Below are 18,543 nucleotides of genomic sequence, written 5' to 3' on the forward strand. Positions count from 1 at the left end.
ATCTCCACACGAAAGATCCCAGGCAATGTCTGAGACAACAGGTGCTTCCTACGCGGCAGCGGGCGTCGACATCGAGGCCGGCGACCGTGCCGTCGAGCTGATGAAGGAGTGGGTGAAGAAGACCCAGCGCCCCGAGGTCGCGGGCCTCGGCGGCCTCGGCGGCTTCGCCGGACTCTTCGACGCCTCGGCCCTCAAGCGTTACGAGCGTCCGCTGCTGGCCTCCGCCACCGACGGTGTCGGCACCAAGGTCGACCTCGCCCGTCAGATGGGCGTGTACGACACGATCGGCCACGACCTCGTCGGCATGGTCGTGGACGACCTGGTCGTCTGCGGCGCCGAACCGCTCTTCATGACCGACTACATCTGTGTCGGCAAGGTGCACCCCGAGCGGGTCGCGGCCATCGTGAAGGGCATCGCCGAAGGCTGTGTGCTGGCGGGCTGCGCCCTGGTCGGCGGCGAGACCGCCGAGCACCCCGGTCTGCTCGGCCCCGACGACTTCGACGTCGCCGGTGCCGGTACCGGAGTGGTGGAGGCAGAGCTGCTGCTGGGACCGGACCGCATCCGCAAGGGTGACGCCGTCATCGCGATGGCGTCGTCCGGGCTTCACTCCAACGGGTACTCGCTCGTCCGCCACGTCGTCTTCGACCGGGCCGGCTGGACGCTGGACCGCGAGGTCGAGGAGTTCGGCCGGACGCTCGGCGAGGAGCTCCTGGAGCCGACCAGGATCTACTCGCTGGACTGCCTGGCCCTCACCCGCACCACCGAGGTGCACGGCTTCAGCCACGTCACCGGCGGCGGCCTGGCCAACAACCTGGCCCGGGTCATCCCCGACGGACTGCACGCCACGGTGGACCGCTCCACCTGGACGCCCGGCGCGGTCTTCGACCTCGTCGGCAAGGCCGGTCAGGTCGAGCGGCTGGAGCTGGAGAAGACGCTCAACATGGGCGTCGGCATGATCGCGATCGTCCCGGCGGAGTCGGCCGACGCGGCCCTGACGACCCTGGCCGACCGGGGTGTCGACTCCTGGATCGCCGGCGAGATCACCGACCGCGGCGCGCACGCGACGGGCGCGGAGCTCGTGGGCGGGTACGCGCGCTGAAGCGCGAGCAGAGCGGACGGTCCCGGACGCCGGGCGGGCCGACATGGCCCGTCCGCCGGCCGGGGATGGCAGCCGCACCGGATCGGGACAGCACACCGGATCGGGACAGCACAGAACCCGGTCCGGGACAGGCCCGGACCGGGTTGATGTGTCAGCGCGAGGTCAAGCGCCGCGGCGCTGTGACGACGGACCGGACTGGTCGTCCTCGTCCTCGTCATCGTCGTTGTACTGATCCGCGTACTGTGCGTACGGGTCATCTTCCTCGTCGTCGTCCTCGAACGGCTCTGCGTTCGGTGGTTGACTCGAAGGTGATGCGCCCAGCTCATTGGCCAGACGCGACAGGTCAGTCCCGCCGCTGCTGTACTTCAGCTGACGGGCGACCTTGGTCTGCTTGGCCTTTGCCCGGCCGCGCCCCATGGCTCGACCCCCTCGGTGACGGGGCTCGATGGCCCCAGAGTCTTGACACGCGTTCATGTTTCAGGACGGACTCTCGACAGAGAGACCGCGCCTGTAGAGCTTCAACGGTACCTGCTTCCGCGGCCATACGGTACGCCGCCCGCGTCACACGCCCCGGAAGAGGACCCGCGAGGAGCTCTTTCCTCGCTGGTCAACTGCGATTTTAACCTCTTCTGGGCGCGCGACCCGCCGACCGGGGTGAGGCATGTCTCCCCGACCGGCGGGTACAGCAGGCTCTGCCCAGGGAATGACACCCCGTAGGGGCCCCGGCGCGGGCAGCGACGGGCGGCGGCGGTCAGCGGCGGGCGGCGTCGGCCATCCGCTGCTCGGCGATCCGGTCGGCCGCCGCGGCTGGCGGAACGCCATCGCTCTTCGCACGTGCGAATATGGCCAGCGTCGTGTCGAAGATCTTCGCCGCCTTGGCCCGGCACCGGTCGAAGTCGAAGCCGTGCAGCTCGTCCGCGACCTGGATGACGCCACCGGCGTTCACCACGTAGTCGGGTGCGTAGAGGATCGAGCGGTCCGCCAGGTCCTTCTCCACGCCGGGGTGCGCGAGCTGGTTGTTGGCCGCGCCGCACACCACGGATGCGGTGAGCACCGGGACGGTTTCGTCGTTCAGCGCGCCGCCGAGTGCGCACGGGGCATAGATGTCCAGGCCCTCGGTACGGATCAGCGCCCCGGTGCCCGCCGCCACGGCGACCCCGGGGTGCCTCTCGGTGATCCGGCGCACGGACTCCTCGCGCACATCGGTGATCGTGACCTCCGCACCGTCCGCCAGCAGGTGCTCGACCAGGTGGTGGCCGACCTTGCCGACTCCGGCGACCCCCACTTTCCGGCCACGCAGCGTCGGGTCGCCCCAGAGGTGCTGGGCCGAGGCCCGCATGCCCTGGAAGACACCGAACGCGGTGAGCACGGAGGAGTCGCCGGCGCCGCCGTTCTCGGGGGAGCGGCCGGTGGTCCAGCGGCACTCGCGGGCCACGACGTCCATGTCGGCGACGTACGTGCCGACATCGCAGGCCGTCACGTAGCGGCCGCCGAGCGAGGCCACGGCCCTGCCGTAGGCCAGCAGCAGTTCGGTCCGCCGGTCGCCCTCGAAGGCTTCCGGGTCCCCGATGATGACGGCCTTGCCGCCACCGTGGCCGAGCCCGGCCAGGGCGTTCTTGTACGACATGCCGCGCGCGAGGTTCAGCGCGTCCGCGACGGCCGCCTGTTCGGAGGCGTAGGGATAGAAACGGGTACCGCCCAGGGCCGGGCCCAGGGCGGTGGAGTGGATGGCGATCACGGCCTTGAGGCCGCTGGCACGGTCCTGACAGAGCACGACTTGTTCGTGGCCCCCCTGGTCCGAGTGGAACAGGGTGTGCAGTGCGTCTACAGGCTCGCCGGTCACATCGGTCACTGTGGTGACTCCCAATTACGAAGCGGCGGAAAGGCCCTCCTGAAGGTGGGGAGAGCCCCGGACCGCCCGGCGCGGACAGTCCGTGGCATGAGCTTAAGGCCGCCCGTCCCGCACCGGCGGAGATCTGATCCTGTGGGGCGGATCACCCACGACCGGAGTACGGGCGTGACACGATCGCAGCATGTCGGTGGTGTCTTCGGTGCTCGTCCCATACGCGTCCTACCTCCGGGTCTACGAGCCACTGGCCGCCTTCCCGGAGGCCGAACGCGCCCACTGGGCGCGCTACGCGGGCCGTGACCTGATCCCCACGGCCCAGGACGAACTGCGCCGTTCGCTGGCCGACTTGGCGGCGACTCCGCCGGTCGGCGTGCCGGCCCACGAGAGCGCCGACGCGTTCGTCGCCGAGGTGGACGGGGTGGTGTGCGTCTGCCCGTGGCGGACCCGGCTGCGCGGCTGGCTGGCGCTGGACGGTCTCGTGGACATGTTCCCCGGCCCTGTGCTGGACGCGGTGCTGCCGCCGGTGGTGCGGGGGCAGGCCGTCGCCGATCACGAGCGCTGGTCGGAGCGCAATCCGGACGCCCGGCCCTGGATCAGGACGGCGGTCTGGCAGGTCCCGGTGCGCTGGTTCGTGCTCGTCGCGGACGAGGAGCGCGAGTACCGGGCGGCGGGGGAGGACGGCGAACCGGCCGTGCTGCGGTACCGGACGCCGATGGTCCAGGCGCGCCGCCGGCTGGCGCGGGCGCTGAAGACGCTGCGCGAGACGATGGACGAGGGCCCGCTCACCGAGGGACTGGTGGATGTCGGCCGGTGGCTGGAGGAGTTCCATCCGCGCGCCCTGGTCGAGCTGGACTACGGCGGGCTGGTGCACGCCCTGCCGTCGAAGCAGCTGGCCGAGGACCGGAGCGCCGCCGATGTGGCCGAGAGCATCGCGGCGCTGCGGGCCGGTGACGGCGAGGGGGCGAGCGAGGCGTACTCCCGCCTCTCGGAGCGCTGGAGGTCCGTCAGGGATCGTCAGTTCGCGAACTGACGGCGGTTCGACGGGGCTGACAGCGGTCTCAGATCGAACTGACGCCGAACCGACGGCGAACTGACGATCGATGAACCTGCGTCCTCTGTGACACGTGAGGGTGAAGAGGCGGAAGCATACTTCCGTTGCCTTAGGACCTACGTCCCGAACCGGGCCTTTGCCTCAAGCGTGATGGATAGCACTTACGGGGCCCTTGCGTCCTTACCTACTCCTCGTGCCAAAATAGGACAAGGAGTCCGGGGAGGACTCTGTTCGTCCAATTATGGGCGAAGTGCTCTGCATTGCGCTCTATGGGGGGTCTGACGACTCCTGATCGCTCTGTGACTGATCGTCACGGTGGTGTGACTGTCCGCTATGGCATGGTCCATCGGCTTCCGTCGCTGATGAACACCTGGGAGGGCAATTCCATCGGTTTGGCCGACGTGGCTGGACGGATGGTGTAGTTGTAGTGCCGAGGACAAGCCGTTCGTCCTATAACCGACTCGGCCCGCGTCCGCCATTTCGGGCAACGTGGGTCAAGGTGCAGAATTTAGAGGAAAGAACCGAGATGGTTCGGTTCTCCCGAGGAGGCCGCTCATGACCGCTCGCACCCCTGATGCCGAGCCGCTGCTGACCCCGGCTGAGGTTGCCACGATGTTCCGCGTGGACCCGAAGACGGTTACCCGTTGGGCCAAGGCAGGCAAGCTCACGTCCATCCGCACGCTCGGTGGACATCGCCGGTACCGCGAGGCAGAGGTCCGCGCACTGCTTGCGGGTATTCCGCAGCAGCGCAGCGAGGCCTGAAAAACCCCTGTCGCCGCAGCACAACTGGGCTTTTGGGTCCCCCAACCCGACTGGCCCACCCATAGCTCCATATGACGGGCGCCCGCCCCAACGGGCGCCGTACCTGTGCCATGCAGGTCACGTCGTCAGATCGCGCTGGACTCCGCCGGGTCCAGCGCGATCTTTTTTTGTGCCTGTGCGGTCGGCCTCGATCCGGGCTCCGGTCCGCGATGGCCTGCCCGTTCGGGCGCGGGGAAACCGGACGCCCGGTTGGCTCCCGGCGGGTTCTCGTGCGGGCTTGCTCGGGTCTGTGCGGGACTGTGCGTCCTCGTCCGGGAAGGCCGGGCCGGGACGGTTCGGGGGCTCCTGGGCGGGTCCCGTCGGAGTGGTGCAATTGCACATATTAAATTCGCCAGTTGTAGGAAGGGTGTAAAGCCACCCCTTCTCAAAACTGATTCGGTGACTCCCGTCACACGGCAGGACTATTGCCAAGTACGAGCCTGCCACTGCATAGGGGTGCGGGAGCACGCCATTGGTCACGTGGCGGGGGGACTTTCGTCCTCCGCCCGACGGGCGGAGGACCGGCCGTGACGGACCGGTGCTGAGGCTCCCGGTGACGGTGCGTCGGCGCGCGGCGGTGGAGGGGCACCGTCAGGAGTCGCCCCGGTGGCCCGCTTCGGGCCCTCCTGGGGCCCCGTGGGCGGCCCGGACGGACCGGCTGGCTCCTCGTCCGGTCCGGTCGCCGGAGGAGCCGTCACGGGCTCCATGGCGAGCCGCAGCAGTCGGGCGCAGACCGCGCAGTGCCGGGTGAGGTGGCGATAGCCGGTGGCGGCCGCCAGATGGGCGCGCAGCAGGGCGCGGATCTCGCGCCGGGGCGCACTCCGCGCGGCGACCCGGCGCCGGACCGGTTCGCGGGCGCCCGCCGTGGCCGCTGTGCCGGTCGAGCCCGCCATGTCGGTCGAGCCCGCCGTGTCCGTCGCGCCTGCCATGTCCGTCGCGCCCGTCCCGAACGCGTCGTTCCGGAACGCCTCGTCCGTGGATGCCGCCATCCGCGCCACCTCCCGGTGGATGCGCGCTGCCCCGAGCCCGGAAAACAGGGGCAGCCCCTGTTTTCTGAGTACTCGTCGACGGCCACCGGAGTCAATACGCGCGAAAGCCCGGATCCAGGGGATCCGGGCTTTCGTTACTGCGGTCCTGACGGGATTTGAACCCGCGGCCTCCACCTTGACAGGGTGGCGAGCACTCCAAACTGCTCCACAGGACCAGGTTTTCGCTGCTGCCTTGCGGCTGGCTGCGAAGACAGACTGTACAGGAGGTCAGAGGGTGCGGTCGACCTCACTTCCGGTGGCCGGCCGGTCACCCGGCCACCGGCGGGCGGCTGCCCCGGGCGCTACGGGGCCGCGGCGTCGATCGCCTTCACGATCCGCTTGTCGGAGACGGGGAACGCGGTGCCCAGCGCGTGCGCGAAATAGCTCACCCGCAGCTCCTCGATCATCCAGCGGATGTCCAGGACCTCCTGCGGAACCGGCCTGCCCTGCGGCAGCTGTTCGAGCAGCCAGGCGTACTCGTCCTGCATCTCGTGGACCTTCTCCATGCGCGCGGTGTCGCGCTGGACGTTGGTCGGCATCTGCTGGAGCCGGCGGTCCTCCGCGACCAGGTAGCGCATCAGATCGGGCAGCCTGCGCAGCCCGGTCGCGGTGACGAACCCGGGCGGGACGAGACGGGCGAGGTGCTCCCGTACGTCGGTGACGTTGTTGATCAGGACCAGGCTGCTGGTCGCCTTGAGCCGGCGCTCGCACGCCTGCCAGGCCGCCAGGACCTGCTGCACCTGGCCGACCGTGCGGACGGTCAGGTCCACCAGGTCGGCGCGCACCTTGTCGTACAGCTTCCGGAACGACGCCTCGTCCCAGGCGGGCCCCCCGTGCGCGGCGATCAGCCGGTCCGCGGCGGCGGTCGCGCAGTCGTCGAAGAGCGCCTGGATGGAGCCGTGCGGGTTGCGCGACAGGGCCAGCTTCTGCTGGTTGGTCAGCTTCTCGGACGCGAACTTCGCCGGGTTCACCGGGATGTTCAGCAGGATCAGCTTCCGGGTGCCGCGCCACATCGCCTGCTGCTGCTCTGCCTCGGTGTCGAAGAGCCGTACGGCGATCGTCTCGCCCTGGTCGACGAGCGCCGGGTACGCCTTGACCGGCTGGCCCGCCCGCCGCGTCTCGAAGACCCGGTCCAGCGTGCCGATCGTCCAGTCGGTGAGGCCGGCACGCTCGATGGACTCACCGGTGGGGCCCGCGGTCGCCGCGGCGGCCTTGGAGAGCGCCTGCCGGGCCTTGGGGCGCAGTTGCACGCGCAGCGCCTCCAGGTCCTTGTCCTCCGCGACCTTGCGGCGCCGCTCGTCGACGATCCGGAAGGTGATCTTCAAGTGGTCCGGGATCCGGGTCAGGTCGAAGTCGTCCGCCGTGACCGGGACGCCGACCATCCGCTGGAGCTCGCGGGCCAGCGTGAACGGCAGCGGCTCCTGGAGCGGAACGGCCCGGTCCAAGAACTTGTCCGCGTAGTTCGGGGCGGGGACGTAGTGCCGGCGGATCGGCTTGGGCAGGGAGCGGATCAGCTCGGTGACCACTTCCTCGCGCAGCCCCGGGATCTGCCAGTCGAAGCCCTCGGAGGTGACCTGGTTCAGCACCTGGAGCGGGATGTGGACGGTCACACCGTCGGCGTCCGCGCCGGGCTCGAACTGGTACGTCACGCGGAACTTGAGCTTCCCCTGCCGCCAGGAGTCCGGGTAGTCGTCCTTGGTGACGCTCCCGGCCTTCTCGTTGATGAGCATCGAGCGCTCGAAGTCCAGCGCGTCCGGCTCGTCCCGGCGCTTGTGCTTCCACCAGGAGTCGAAGTGCGCACCGGAGACGACGTGCTCCGGGATCCGCTGGTCGTAGAAGTCGAACAGCGTCTCGTCGTCCACCAGGATGTCGCGGCGCCGTGCGCGGTGCTCCAGCTCCTCGACCTCGCCGAGGAGCTTGCGGTTGTCGTGGAAGAACTGGTGGTGCGTACGCCAGTCGCCCTCGACCAGGGCGTTGCGGATGAACAGGTCCCGCGAGGCCTCCTGGTCGATACGGCCGAAATTGATCTTGCGCTGGGCCACGATCGGTACGCCGTACAGCGTGACCCGCTCGTACGCCATCACCGCCGCCTGGTCCTTCTCCCAGTGCGGCTCGCTGTAGGTGCGCTTCAACAGGTGCTGGGCCAGCGGCTCGATCCACTCGGGCTCGACCCGGGCATTGACCCGCGCCCACAGCCGGGACGTCTCCACCAGCTCCGCCGACATCACGAACCGCGGCTGCTTCTTGAAGAGCGCGGAGCCCGGGAAGATCGCGAACTTGGCGTTGCGGGCACCGACGTACTCGTTCTTCTCGGTGTCCTTCAGCCCGATGTGCGACAGCAGACCGGCCAGCAGCGAGGTGTGCACGGACTGCTCGGGCGCGGCGGCGTCGGAGGAGTCATCGATCTCCAGCCCCATCTGCTTGGCGACCGTCCGCAGCTGGGCGTAGATGTCCTGCCATTCGCGGATGCGCAGGAAGTTCAGGTACTCCTGCTTGCACATCCGGCGGAAGCTGGAGGAGCCGCGCTCCTTCTGCTGCTCGCGGATGTAGCGCCACAGATTGAGGAACGCCAGGAAGTCCGACGTCTCGTCCTTGAACCGGGCGTGCTGCTGATCGGCCTGCGTCTGCTTCTCGGACGGCCGCTCGCGCGGGTCCTGGATGGAGAGCGCGGCGGCGATGACCATGACCTCGCGGACACAGCCGTTGCGGTCGGCCTCGATGACCATCCGGGCGAGGCGCGGGTCCACCGGCAGCTGGGAGAGCTTGCGCCCCAGCGGGGTGAGCCGCTGCCCCTTCTTGCCCTCCCCGGCGGACTTCTCCTCCTGCTCCAGCGCGCCCAGCTCCTGGAGGAGCTGCACGCCGTCGCGGATGTTGCGGTGGTCCGGCGGGTCGATGAAGGGGAACTTCTCGATGTCGCCCAGTCCGGCCGCGGTCATCTGGAGGATGACGGAGGCCAGGTTCGTCCGCAGGATCTCCGGGTCGGTGAACTCCGGCCGGGTCAGGAAGTCGTCCTCGGAGTACAGCCGGATGCAGATGCCGTCAGACGTACGGCCGCAGCGGCCCTTGCGCTGGTTGGCGCTGGCCTGCGAGATCCGCTCGATCGGCAGCCGCTGGACCTTGGTGCGGTGGCTGTAGCGGGAGATACGGGCGTTGCCCGGGTCGATCACGTACTTGATGCCGGGGACGGTCAGCGAGGTCTCGGCGACGTTCGTCGCGAGGACGACCCTGCGTCCGGTGTGACGCTGGAACACGCGGTGCTGCTCGGCGTGCGACAGACGTGCGTAGAGAGGGAGCACCTCGGTATGTCTGAGGTTGCGTTTGCCAAGCGCGTCCGCGGTGTCGCGGATCTCCCGCTCGCCGGAGAGGAAGACCAGTACGTCGCCCGGCCCCTCGTCCTGGAGCTCGTCGACGGCGTCGCAGATCGCGGTGATCTGGTCGCGGTCGGCGTCCTCGCTCTCCTCTTCCAGCAGGGGCCGATAGCGCACCTCCACCGGATACGTGCGCCCGCTGACCTCGACGATCGGCGCCTCGCCGAAGTGGCGTGCGAAGCGCTCCGGGTCGATGGTCGCGGAGGTGATGACGACCTTCAGGTCCGGGCGCTTGGGCAGCAGCCGGGCGAGATAGCCGAGCAGGAAGTCGATGTTCAGCGACCGCTCGTGGGCCTCGTCGATGATGATCGTGTCGTACGCGAGCAGCTCGCGGTCCGTCTGGATCTCGGCCAGCAGGATGCCGTCCGTCATCAGCTTGACGAAGGTCGCGTCCTGGTTGACCTGGTCGGTGAACCGGACCTTCCAGCCGACCGCCTCGCCCAGCGGCGTCTTCAGCTCCTCCGCGATCCGCTCGGCCACCGTGCGGGCGGCGATCCGGCGGGGCTGGGTGTGCCCGATCATGCCGCGGACGCCACGGCCCAGCTCCATGCAGATCTTGGGGATCTGGGTGGTCTTGCCCGAGCCGGTCTCACCCGCGACGATCACGACCTGGTGGTCGCGTATCGCCTCCAGGATCTCGTCCTTCTTCTGGCTGACCGGAAGCTGTTCGGGGTACGTGAGGACCGGCAGCCGCCCGGCCCGCAGCGCGAGCCGCTCCGCCGCCTTGGTGGCCTGCGCGGCGATCTCGTCCAGCACGCCCTGCTGGGCCTCTGGCTTACGAATGCGGCGCGCGCCTTCGAGACGTCGGCCGAGCCGGTGGGCGTCGCGCAGCGAGAGCTGCCCGAGCTGGGACTGGAGATCGGCAAAGGAAGTAGACATACGGGTCCCAGGATCTCACCCGGGCCCGAGGAACGGCGAACCTATTTAGCGCGGGATCCGTCACGGGGCCCGCACGGTGGGGTCGGTGACGGTCACAGCACGTACCATTCCGGACAGTTGATCTCCCTCTGCCCTCCCTCTGCTCTCCCCTTCCGGAAGGCCCGTCGTGTCCCGTTCGCAGTGGTGCTGCCTGGTAGCGGCGCTGGCGGTGGTGCTCGGGCTGTTCTGCGGACCGTCCACGGCGGTCGCGGCGTCGGCTCCGGTATCGGCCCCGGCGGCTTCGGGGGCTTCGACGTCTTCGGCTTCGGCGTCGGTGCCGGTGTCGGTCCGGGTGCCGGCAGTGGCCGACCCCGGGGACGACGGGCACGGGGTTCCCGGCTGCGGCAGGAACGGAAAGCGTGACGGCACAGAGCCCGCCGTTCCCGGCCGGGGCCGGACGGCCCAGGACCAGGCGCCGGGCCTCGCCGAATGGGGCCTGCCCGCCGCCACCGGACCCGAGCCGGTGCGGTCACCCGCGCCGATGACACCGCGGGGACCCGACGCGGCGGCGCCGGGCCCGGTGGAACTCTCCGTACTGAGGGTGTAGACGGACCGCCCGCCCCGCGCCGGCCGTCCCGCCCCCTCTTCCCGCACCACCAGTCCGGAGTTCCGCATGCCCGTTTCCACGTCCAGCCCGTCCCCGAAGCCGTCCCGCAAGCCGACTGCGAAGTCCGGTAAACCGACCGGGAGGTCCCGTAAGCCGCTCGTCTACGGCGCCGGGATCGTCGCGGCCGCCGCCCTGTTCGGCTACGTCTCCTACCGGGCCACCGCCCCCGAGCCCTCGGACTCCGGTTCCGCCGCGGTCGCTGACGTCAGCGCGGACCCGGAGGCCGGCGTCTACCCCGAGCTGGCGAAGCTGGCCCGGCGCGATGCCGGGGACAAGCTGGCGCAGGGCCGGGCGGATGCGCCCGTCGTCCTCATCGAGTACGCCGACTTCAAGTGCGGCTACTGCGCGAAGTTCGCCCGGGACACCGAACCGGCCCTGGTGAAGAAGTACGTCGACAACGGCACCCTGCGCATCGAGTGGCGCAACTTCCCGATCTTCGGCGCCGAGTCCGAGGCCGCCGCACGCGCCTCCTGGGCCGCCGGGCAACAGGGCCGCTTCTGGCAGTTCCACCGTGCCGCCTACGCCGAGGGGGTCAAGGAGAAGGGGTTCGGCAAGGACCGGCTGAAGGCGCTCGCCCAGCAGGCCGGGGTGGCCGACCTGGACCGCTTCCAGGCCGACGCGGACGGTGCGGCGGCGGCCGCCGCGGTGAGCAAGGACCAGGAGCAGGGATACGGGATCGGCGCGACGTCCACCCCCTCGTTCCTGATCAACGGCCGCCCGATCGCCGGGGCGCAGCCGGCCGGGACGTTCACCCAGGCCATCGAGCAGGCGGCGGAACGGGCGAAGAACACCGGCAACGCGGGCGAGAACGCCACCGCTTCCACGGGCTCCCCAACTCCCACGGACGCCACCGCTTCCACGGACACCACAGCCCCCACTGACGCGAAGGGCGCCGCGAAGTGACCGCCGGGATCGGCTACTTCGCCGCGCTTCTCGGCGGGCTGCTGGCCCTGCTCAGCCCGTGCAGCGCACTCCTGCTCCCCGCCTTCTTCGCGTACTCCATCAACTCTGCCTCACGGCTGCTCGCCCGCACCGGGATCTTCTACGCGGGGCTGGCCACCACTCTGGTCCCGCTGGGCGCGGCGGGCTCGTACGCCGGACGGCTCTTCTACGGTCACCGCGACGCGCTCGTCCTCGGCGCCGGCTGGCTGATCATCGTCCTGGGCGCCGCCCAGATTGTCGGGCTCGGCTTCGCCTCGCGGCGGATCGCCGCGCTCAGCGGCCGGATCCGCCCCACGACCGCCGTATCGGTCTACGCGCTCGGCGCGGTCTACGGACTGGCCGGCTTCTGCGCGGGACCGATCCTCGGGAGCGTGCTCACCGTGGCGGCCGTCAGCGGCAGCCCGGCGTACGGCGGACTGCTGCTCGCCGTCTACGCCCTGGGCATGGCGGTGCCGCTCTTCCTGCTGGCGCTGGTCTGGGAACGGTTCGAGCTGGGCCGCCGGGCCTGGCTGCGCGGCCGCGTCCTGCGCCTCGGCCGCTTCGAGCTGCACACGACGTCGCTGCTGTCGGGGCTCTTCTTCATCGGGCTCGGCGCCATGTTCCTGGTGTACGACGGGACGACCGCGCTCCCCGGGCTGCTGGACGTGGACCAGTCGTTCGCCGTGGAGCAGTGGGCCCAGGGCGTCGGTGAGCAGGTGCCGGACGCGGTGCTGCAGGGCGCGGTGGTGGCCGTGGTCCTGCTGGTGCTCGCGGTACGGGCCGCGCGCCGCCGGGGCGCTGCCGGTGCGGATGCCGGAGCCGATGCCGATGTGACTGCCGGTGCGGACGAGGCGGCCACCGCTGACCGGGAGGGTGCCTGACACGACGAAGGCCCCGTCCATCGGACGGGGCCTTCGGGTGGTGGCTGGGGCCGGGATCGAACCGGCGACCTATCGCTTTTCAGGCGATCGCTCGTACCAACTGAGCTACCCAGCCACGCAGCTCATACGGGCTGCAGCGGTCCTGACGGGATTTGAACCCGCGGCCTCCACCTTGACAGGGTGGCGAGCACTCCAAACTGCTCCACAGGACCAAGCAATGTGCGAGAACAAGTCTCGCACACGTTAAAGCGTGCCCCCAACGGGATTCGAACCCGTGCTACCGCCTTGAAAGGGCGGCGTCCTGGGCCACTAGACGATGAGGGCTAAGGGCCCACCTGCGCGCTTCCCAGCGCGTCGGGGACGTCCGAAGCATATGGGATGGCGGCAGGGAACGCCAAAACGGTTTACCGGGAGGCCGTGGGGGTCGTCGGGAGCGGGCTCGGGAGCCCCGGTTTCTGCTCCGGCAGATGGCGGCTGACCTCGGCCGTCGTCAGGCCGAGCCCGCCCAGCGTGATCTCGTCCCAGGCTTGCAGGCGCCGGGTGGAGCGGTCCAGGTAGAGCACCGACGCGAGCACCTGTTCCGGCTTCTTGTTCTGCACGGCGCGCAGCCCGCCGCCGCCCGTGGAGCCCTCCACCTTCAGCCGGGTGCCGAGCTTCATCACCTCGTTCTGCCGGTGGTGCACATGACCGGCCAGCACGAGCGGGACCGTGCCGTCCGTCTCCCGGGCCGCCGCCGGCTCGTGGGTGACGGCGATGTCGACCGGGGTGCCGGCCCGCTGCTGCTCGCGCAGGGCGGCCGCCAGCCGCAGGCCCGCCGTCCGCTCGACGTCCTCGGCCTGTTCCGGCCCGGTGCGGTCCGGGGTGAACTCCGGGTCCCCGATGCCGGCCACCCGCAGCCCACCGACGTTCACCGCACGGCCGTCGTCCAGCACGTGCACGTTCTTGAACCGCTTGGCGTCGCGCAGGTACTTCTGGGTGGTCGCGGAGTCGTGGTTCCCCCGGACCCAGACGTAGGGAGCGCCCAGGTCGCTGATCGGGTCCAGGAAGTTGTTCTCCACGGCGGCGCCGTGGTCCATCGTGTCGCCCGAATCGATGATCAGGTCGATGTCGTACTGCTCGACGAGCGAGCCGATGATGTGCCAGGCCGCCGGGTTCAGATGGATGTCCGAGACGTGCAGGACGCGCAGTGTGGCGGGGTCCGGGCTGTAGACGGGGAGCGTCGAGGTGGCGTCGTACAGCTTGGTGACGTTGGTGACCAGCCGGGCCAGCTCCTGCTGGTAGACGTCGAAGTCGGTGACGATCGAGCGGGCGTCACCGACGACGGAGGGGGCGCTGGAGAGCAGTCCGGAGAATTTGGGCTCCAGGACCGACTTCGGGTTCCAGGTGGCGTACGCGCTGACGCCGGAGGCGGCCAGCAGCGCGAGTGCGAGCCCGCCGGCCGCGAGGGCGCGGCGGGGCCTGCGGTAGACCGCGAGTCCCAGTGCGGTGGCCCCGGAGACGACCGCGACGCAGGAGCGCAGGGCGAGCTCGCGGGTGCCGGCGCTGACGTCGCCGGTGACCTCCTCCTCAAGGCCGGACAGCCGTTCCGGGTGCTGGACCAGGGCCTCGGAGCGGACCGGGTCGAGGCGGTCGACGTCGACGTCGAGCCGGACCGGGGCGTGGTGCGAATCCAGTTCCAGGGCGCCGAGCGGGGACACGTTGATCTTGGTGCCGCCGGTCAGCGAGGGGCGCAGGGTCATCGTCGTGTCCATCGGGCCGACGGACGTACGGACACTGCCGACGGCCAGCAGCCCGAGCCAGGCGCCGAGGAGCACGACGGTGACCAGGCCCAGCGCGCGGGCGAGCGGGCGCGGCGAGACGGCGAGCGCACCACCGGAACCATGGAGGCGGCGGCCGGTGCGCGGCCGGGGGCGGAGGCGGTGCCGGACACGGGCTGCTGCGGCACGGAACGGGTCGCGGGCCATTGGGCGACTGTGCCCCGGACCGCGGGCAGGTATGCGCTCCGGGTGCGCCTGGGTGCGCCTGAGTACGTGCCGGCGTTCCCGGTCTCTTCGGCGCGCTTCCGGCGGCGGTACGTGACAATGACGGGGTGCTGGAGATGACGCGGGAAGAGTTCGAGGAACTGGTGGGCGAGGCCCTGGACCGGATCCCGCCGGAGCTGACCAGGCTGATGGACAACGTCGCGGTATTCGTCGAGGACGAACCGGAGGCCGATGATCCGGATCTGCTCGGACTCTACGAGGGCACGCCGCTGACCGAGCGCGGTGAGTGGTACGCGGGTGTGCTGCCGGACCGGATCACCATCTACCGGGGGCCGACGCTGCGGATGTGCGAGTCCCGCGAGCGCGTGGTGGCCGAGACGGAGATCACCGTCGTGCACGAGATCGCCCACCACTTCGGCATCGACGACGAGAGGCTGCACGCCCTCGGTTACGGCTGAGGCACCGGGGTGCGGGCTGCGTGCTGTGGGGTGCGGGACCGGGGCTCCGGGGGCCGGTGCCGGGCTCCGGGTGCCGGGTCGCGGGCTGTGGGCTGTGGGGCGGGCTCCGGGTGCCGGGTTGCTGGGCGCGTGCCGGGGCGGCGAGGTGTGAATGAGGTGTGCGGGCCGGGTCCGGGGGCGTGTCCCCGGCGGGGCGGCGGGAGTTGGGCACAGCGCTCCCCGGCTCGTTTCCGTACCGTCACGTCCTTCCTCGCGCCCCCGGAGGTGCCCCCGTGCGCCAGTTGTCCGTACCCTCTCCCGTCCGCTGGGCGGCCGTCACCGTTGTGACGGTCGCCGCGTCCACAGGCTGTATGAGCGTCGGTGACGACGGCGGGAAGCCGTCGCCCTCACGACCGGCCGCGTCGAAGGGGGCGGTGGCCGGACCCGACGGCTCCACGGTGACCGGTACCGGCCGGTCGGCCCGTACCGGCGGCGCCGAGGCGCACTCGGAGCGGGAGGCCGCCGAGTCCGGCGCCCCGAGCGCCTCCGCGGGCCCCTCGCGCAGTCCCGGCGCGAAGTCCGCCGAGCCCGGCCGGGTCCGGGGCGGCCGGCTGTCGGCCCCGCCGCTCCCGCAGGCGGAGCCCGGGGTTCCGGAGCGGCCGGAGCCCCCGGCGCCCTCCGAGGCGCAGACCCCCGAGCCGCCCGCCCCGCCGGAGGAGCCCGAGCCGGAGCACTCCGAGCCGCCGGAGGTGCCTTCGGCCTCGCCCGCGGCTCAGCTCCGCAATGAGGCGATGGGGGCGCCGGGCCACGCGGAGGACGCACGGACTCCGGAGGCATCGCCGCAGGTGGGACCGGCTTGACGGGGTGGCCGTCGGGGGCCGGTTTGCGCGATGGTGGGGTGAGTGCGTATGGTAGTAGATCGTTTGATCCATTGCCCGGCGCCGACACAGAAGAGCGCCGTGTGGCGCGTACTCTCCCTTGCCGTGGCTGGACCGCATTGAGGCGGTCGAAATTGCGAAAACACGGAGTTACGGGCGCGTGCCGAGACTCCGGAAGGTTTCGCATTTCGCATGTCAATTTCCAGTTCTGACCACACCGTGCTGCCCGAGAACATCGAGAACGACGAGCTCGTCGAGGCGGCCGAGGCCGTAGTCGCAGACTCCGCCGTCTCCATCGAGGACTACCTCAAGGCTCCTCAGACCGAGCAGACCGAGGTCGCCGAGCAGGCCGAGACCAAGGCCCCCGAGGCCGAGGCTCCTCAGGCCGAGCAGACCGACGCCGACTCCGCCGCCGACGAGGCGGACGCCGAGCCGACCGTCACCTTCGCGGACCTGGGCCTCCCGGACGGCATCGTCCGCAAGCTCGCGCAGAACGGTGTGACCGCGCCTTTCCCGATCCAGGCAGCGACCATCCCGGACGCCCTGGCCGGAAAGGACATCCTCGGCCGGGGCCGTACCGGCTCCGGCAAGACCCTCTCCTTCGGTCTGCCGACGCTGGCCTCGCTGGCCGGTGGGCACACCGAGAAGAAGAAGCCCCGCGCGATCATCCTCACCCCGACGCGTGAGCTCGCGATGCAGGTCGCGGACGCGCTTCAGCCGTACGGCGACGTCCTCGGCCTGAAGATGAAGGTCGTCTGCGGCGGTACGTCGATGGGCAACCAGATCTACGCGCTGGAGCGCGGTGTCGACGTCCTCGTCGCCACCCCGGGCCGGCTGCGCGACATCATCAACCGGGGCGCCTGCTCCCTGGAGAACGTCCAGGTCGCCGTCCTCGACGAGGCCGACCAGATGTCCGACCTGGGCTTCCTGCCCGAGGTCACCGAGCTGCTCGACCAGATCCCCGGCGGCGGCCAGCGCATGCTCTTCTCCGCCACCATGGAGAACGAGATCGGCACCCTGGTCAAGCGCTACCTGAGCAACCCGGTCACCCACGAGGTCGACTCCGCCCAGGGCAACGTCTCGACCATGTCGCACCACGTCCTCGTCGTGAAGCCGAAGGACAAGGCGCCGGTCACCTCCGCCATCGCCGCCCGCAAGGGCCGCACCATCATCTTCGTCCGCACCCAGCTGGGCGCCGACCGAATCGCCGAGCAGCTCGTCGAGGCGGGCGTCAAGGCGGACGCGCTGCACGGCGGCATGACCCAGGGCGCCCGTACCCGCGTTCTTGAGGACTTCAAGAAGGGCTACGTCAACGCGCTGGTCGCGACCGACGTCGCCGCCCGCGGTATCCACGTCGACGGCATCGACCTGGTCCTGAACGTGGACCCGGCCGGTGACCACAAGGACTACCTGCACCGCTCGGGCCGTACCGCCCGTGCCGGAAAGTCCGGTGTCGTCGTCTCGCTGGCGCTGCCGCACCAGCGCCGTCAGATCTTCCGCCTGATGGAGGACGCGGGCGTCGACGCCTCGCGCCACATCGTGCAGGGCGCGGGCGTCTTCGAGCCGGAGGTCGCCGAGATCACCGGTGCCCGCTCGCTCACCGAGGTCCAGGCCGACTCCGCGAACAACGCCGCCAAGCAGGCCGAGCGCGAGGCCGCCGACCTGACGAAGCAGCTGGAGCGCATCCAGCGCCGCGCCGTCGAGCTGCGCGAGGAGGCCGACCGCCTGGTCGCCCGTGCCGCCCGCGAGCGGGGCGACGACCCCGAGGCAGCGGTGGCCGAGGTCGCCGCAGAGGCGGAGGCCGCACTGCTGGCCGCCGCTTCCGTGCCGGAGCAGCAGGCAGCGCGCGAAGAGCGTCGCGACGACCGGGGCAACTACGAGCGCCGGGACAACCGTGGCGGCGACCGCGGTGGGTACCGAGGCGGCAACGACCGTACCGGCGAGCGCAGCGGCCGTCCGGCCGGCAGCAGCGGCTACCGGGGCAGCAGTGACCGTCCGTCGTTCCGGGGCAGCAACGACCGCCGCGAGGACCGTCCCGTCGGTGGCGGTTTCCGCTCCGGTGGCGGCGACCGTCGTGACGACCGTGGCGGCCGTTCCTTCGAGCGTCGTGACAACGACCGTCCGGCGTTCAACCGTGACCGTCGTGACGAGCGTCCCTCGGGCGGTTTCCGCTCCGGTGGCGGCGACCGTCGTGACGACCGTGGCGGCCGCTCCTTCGAGCGTCGCGACAACGACCGCCCGGCGGGCGGCTTCAGCCGTGACAACGACCGCCCGGCGTTCAACCGCGACCGTCGTGACGAGCGCCCGTCCGGTGGCTTCCGCTCCGGTGGCGGCGACCGCCCGTTCAACCGTGACCGTCGCGACGACCGCCCCTCCGGCGGCTTCCGCTCGGGCGGCAACGACCGTCCGACCGGCCGCCGCGACGACCACCGCTCCACCGGAACCGGCACGAGCACCGGCTCCTTCGGCCGCCGCGACGACAAGCCGCGCTGGAAGCGCAACGGCTGAACGTAGCTGATCCGCTGAACCGGGAGGCCCTGCCCGACGCACCGCGTCGGGCAGGGCCTCCCGGCATTCCGTGAACAGGTCATGCCAAGCGTGCATCCGCTGGTAACCTGCTCCCTCCAGGTAGGTGGCCCACACACGCGTACCTGCGCGCACAAACTTTCCTGGTCCGTGCCCACGCGCGCCGGACCACCGGAGGGCCCCACCCCTCTTCGCTG

At 70.7% G+C, this 18,543-nt stretch carries 14 protein-coding genes and 4 tRNA genes; 9 read left to right on the forward strand and 9 right to left on the reverse strand.

Features of this window, described 5'->3' with window-relative positions; all coding sequences use genetic code 11:
* Positions 1-25 precede the first annotated feature (25 nt).
* Entirely contained in the window at positions 26-1,099 is a 1,074-nt protein-coding gene (purM, locus tag ACZ601_RS20820; protein WP_440574929.1) for a phosphoribosylformylglycinamidine cyclo-ligase, read from the forward strand.
* A gap of 162 nt (positions 1,100-1,261) precedes the next feature.
* Here purM and ACZ601_RS20825 read toward each other — a convergent pair whose 3' ends face one another.
* Together ACZ601_RS20825 and ACZ601_RS20830 are read right to left on the reverse strand one after the other, a co-directional pair.
* Positions 1,262-1,516, reverse strand: coding sequence for a DUF3073 domain-containing protein (locus ACZ601_RS20825; protein ID WP_266780548.1), 255 nt, complete (start codon positions 1,514-1,516; stop codon positions 1,262-1,264).
* A 334-nt stretch (positions 1,517-1,850) separates the two neighbouring features.
* Entirely contained in the window at positions 1,851-2,951 is a 1,101-nt protein-coding gene (locus tag ACZ601_RS20830) for a Leu/Phe/Val dehydrogenase (protein WP_469539968.1), read from the reverse strand.
* 181 nt (positions 2,952-3,132) lie between these two features.
* Between ACZ601_RS20830 and ACZ601_RS20835 the strand changes: the two genes are divergently transcribed.
* Together ACZ601_RS20835 and bldC are read left to right on the forward strand one after the other, a co-directional pair.
* A complete protein-coding gene (locus tag ACZ601_RS20835) occupies positions 3,133-3,978 on the forward strand; it encodes a DUF8083 family protein (protein ID WP_440574927.1) in 846 nt (281 codons plus the stop codon).
* 576 nt (positions 3,979-4,554) lie between these two features.
* On the forward strand, positions 4,555-4,761 hold the full coding sequence (gene bldC / locus ACZ601_RS20840; protein ID WP_003949541.1) for a developmental transcriptional regulator BldC: 207 nt from the start codon (positions 4,555-4,557) through the stop codon (positions 4,759-4,761).
* A gap of 515 nt (positions 4,762-5,276) precedes the next feature.
* On the opposite strand, the gene ACZ601_RS20845 is transcribed toward bldC, so the two are convergent.
* The 3 genes from ACZ601_RS20845 to hrpA all read right to left on the reverse strand — a co-directional run bounded on the left by ACZ601_RS20845 (position 5,277) and on the right by hrpA (position 10,075).
* Positions 5,277-5,789 (reverse strand): DUF6274 family protein, encoded by a 513-nt coding sequence (locus ACZ601_RS20845; RefSeq protein ID WP_469539971.1) that lies wholly within the window; start codon positions 5,787-5,789, stop codon positions 5,277-5,279.
* 140 nt (positions 5,790-5,929) lie between these two features.
* A tRNA-Asp gene (locus ACZ601_RS20850) sits at positions 5,930-6,004 on the reverse strand.
* 126 nt (positions 6,005-6,130) lie between these two features.
* Complete coding sequence (gene hrpA, locus ACZ601_RS20855; protein ID WP_469539972.1) at positions 6,131-10,075, reverse strand: ATP-dependent RNA helicase HrpA; 3,945 nt, start codon at positions 10,073-10,075, stop codon at positions 6,131-6,133.
* Positions 10,076-10,241: 166 nt separating this feature from the next.
* Between hrpA and ACZ601_RS20860 the strand changes: the two genes are divergently transcribed.
* From ACZ601_RS20860 to ACZ601_RS20870, 3 genes are all read left to right on the forward strand, one after another.
* Entirely contained in the window at positions 10,242-10,661 is a 420-nt protein-coding gene (locus ACZ601_RS20860; protein ID WP_469539975.1) for a hypothetical protein, read from the forward strand.
* A 66-nt stretch (positions 10,662-10,727) separates the two neighbouring features.
* Positions 10,728-11,624, forward strand: coding sequence for a DsbA family protein (locus tag ACZ601_RS20865; RefSeq protein WP_469539980.1), 897 nt, complete (start codon positions 10,728-10,730; stop codon positions 11,622-11,624).
* The gene (locus tag ACZ601_RS20870; protein ID WP_469539983.1) at positions 11,621-12,523 is read left to right on the forward strand and encodes a cytochrome c biogenesis CcdA family protein; all 903 of its coding nucleotides are present in this window, start codon (positions 11,621-11,623) and stop codon (positions 12,521-12,523) included. Before ACZ601_RS20865 ends, ACZ601_RS20870 begins: the two co-directional genes overlap by 4 nt.
* 38 nt (positions 12,524-12,561) lie before the next feature.
* Here ACZ601_RS20870 and ACZ601_RS20875 read toward each other — a convergent pair.
* From ACZ601_RS20875 to ACZ601_RS20890, 4 genes are all read right to left on the reverse strand, one after another.
* Positions 12,562-12,638 (reverse strand) — tRNA-Phe (locus ACZ601_RS20875).
* 22 nt (positions 12,639-12,660) lie between these two features.
* Positions 12,661-12,735, reverse strand: a tRNA-Asp gene (locus ACZ601_RS20880).
* Between the two features lie 39 nt (positions 12,736-12,774).
* Positions 12,775-12,847 (reverse strand) — tRNA-Glu (locus tag ACZ601_RS20885).
* An 80-nt stretch (positions 12,848-12,927) separates the two neighbouring features.
* Positions 12,928-14,487 carry a metallophosphoesterase family protein gene (locus tag ACZ601_RS20890; RefSeq protein WP_469539986.1) on the reverse strand — a complete coding sequence of 520 codons (1,560 nt, stop codon included), beginning with the start codon at positions 14,485-14,487 and terminating at the stop codon, positions 12,928-12,930.
* A gap of 125 nt (positions 14,488-14,612) precedes the next feature.
* Between ACZ601_RS20890 and ACZ601_RS20895 the strand changes: the two genes are divergently transcribed.
* The 3 genes from ACZ601_RS20895 (at position 14,613) to ACZ601_RS20905 (ending at position 18,328) form a co-directional block, all read left to right on the forward strand.
* Complete coding sequence (locus ACZ601_RS20895; protein ID WP_311304231.1) at positions 14,613-14,963, forward strand: metallopeptidase family protein; 351 nt, start codon at positions 14,613-14,615, stop codon at positions 14,961-14,963.
* A 350-nt stretch (positions 14,964-15,313) separates the two neighbouring features.
* Positions 15,314-15,802 carry a hypothetical protein gene (locus ACZ601_RS20900; RefSeq protein ID WP_469539991.1) on the forward strand — a complete coding sequence of 163 codons (489 nt, stop codon included), beginning with the start codon at positions 15,314-15,316 and terminating at the stop codon, positions 15,800-15,802.
* Positions 15,803-16,012: 210 nt separating this feature from the next.
* Positions 16,013-18,328: a DEAD/DEAH box helicase gene (locus tag ACZ601_RS20905; RefSeq protein ID WP_469539993.1), complete on the forward strand. Its 2,316-nt coding sequence runs from the start codon at positions 16,013-16,015 to the stop codon at positions 18,326-18,328.
* The last annotated feature ends 215 nt before the right edge of the window (positions 18,329-18,543 follow it).

Source organism: Streptomyces sp. NPDC104307 (assembly GCF_055584045.1).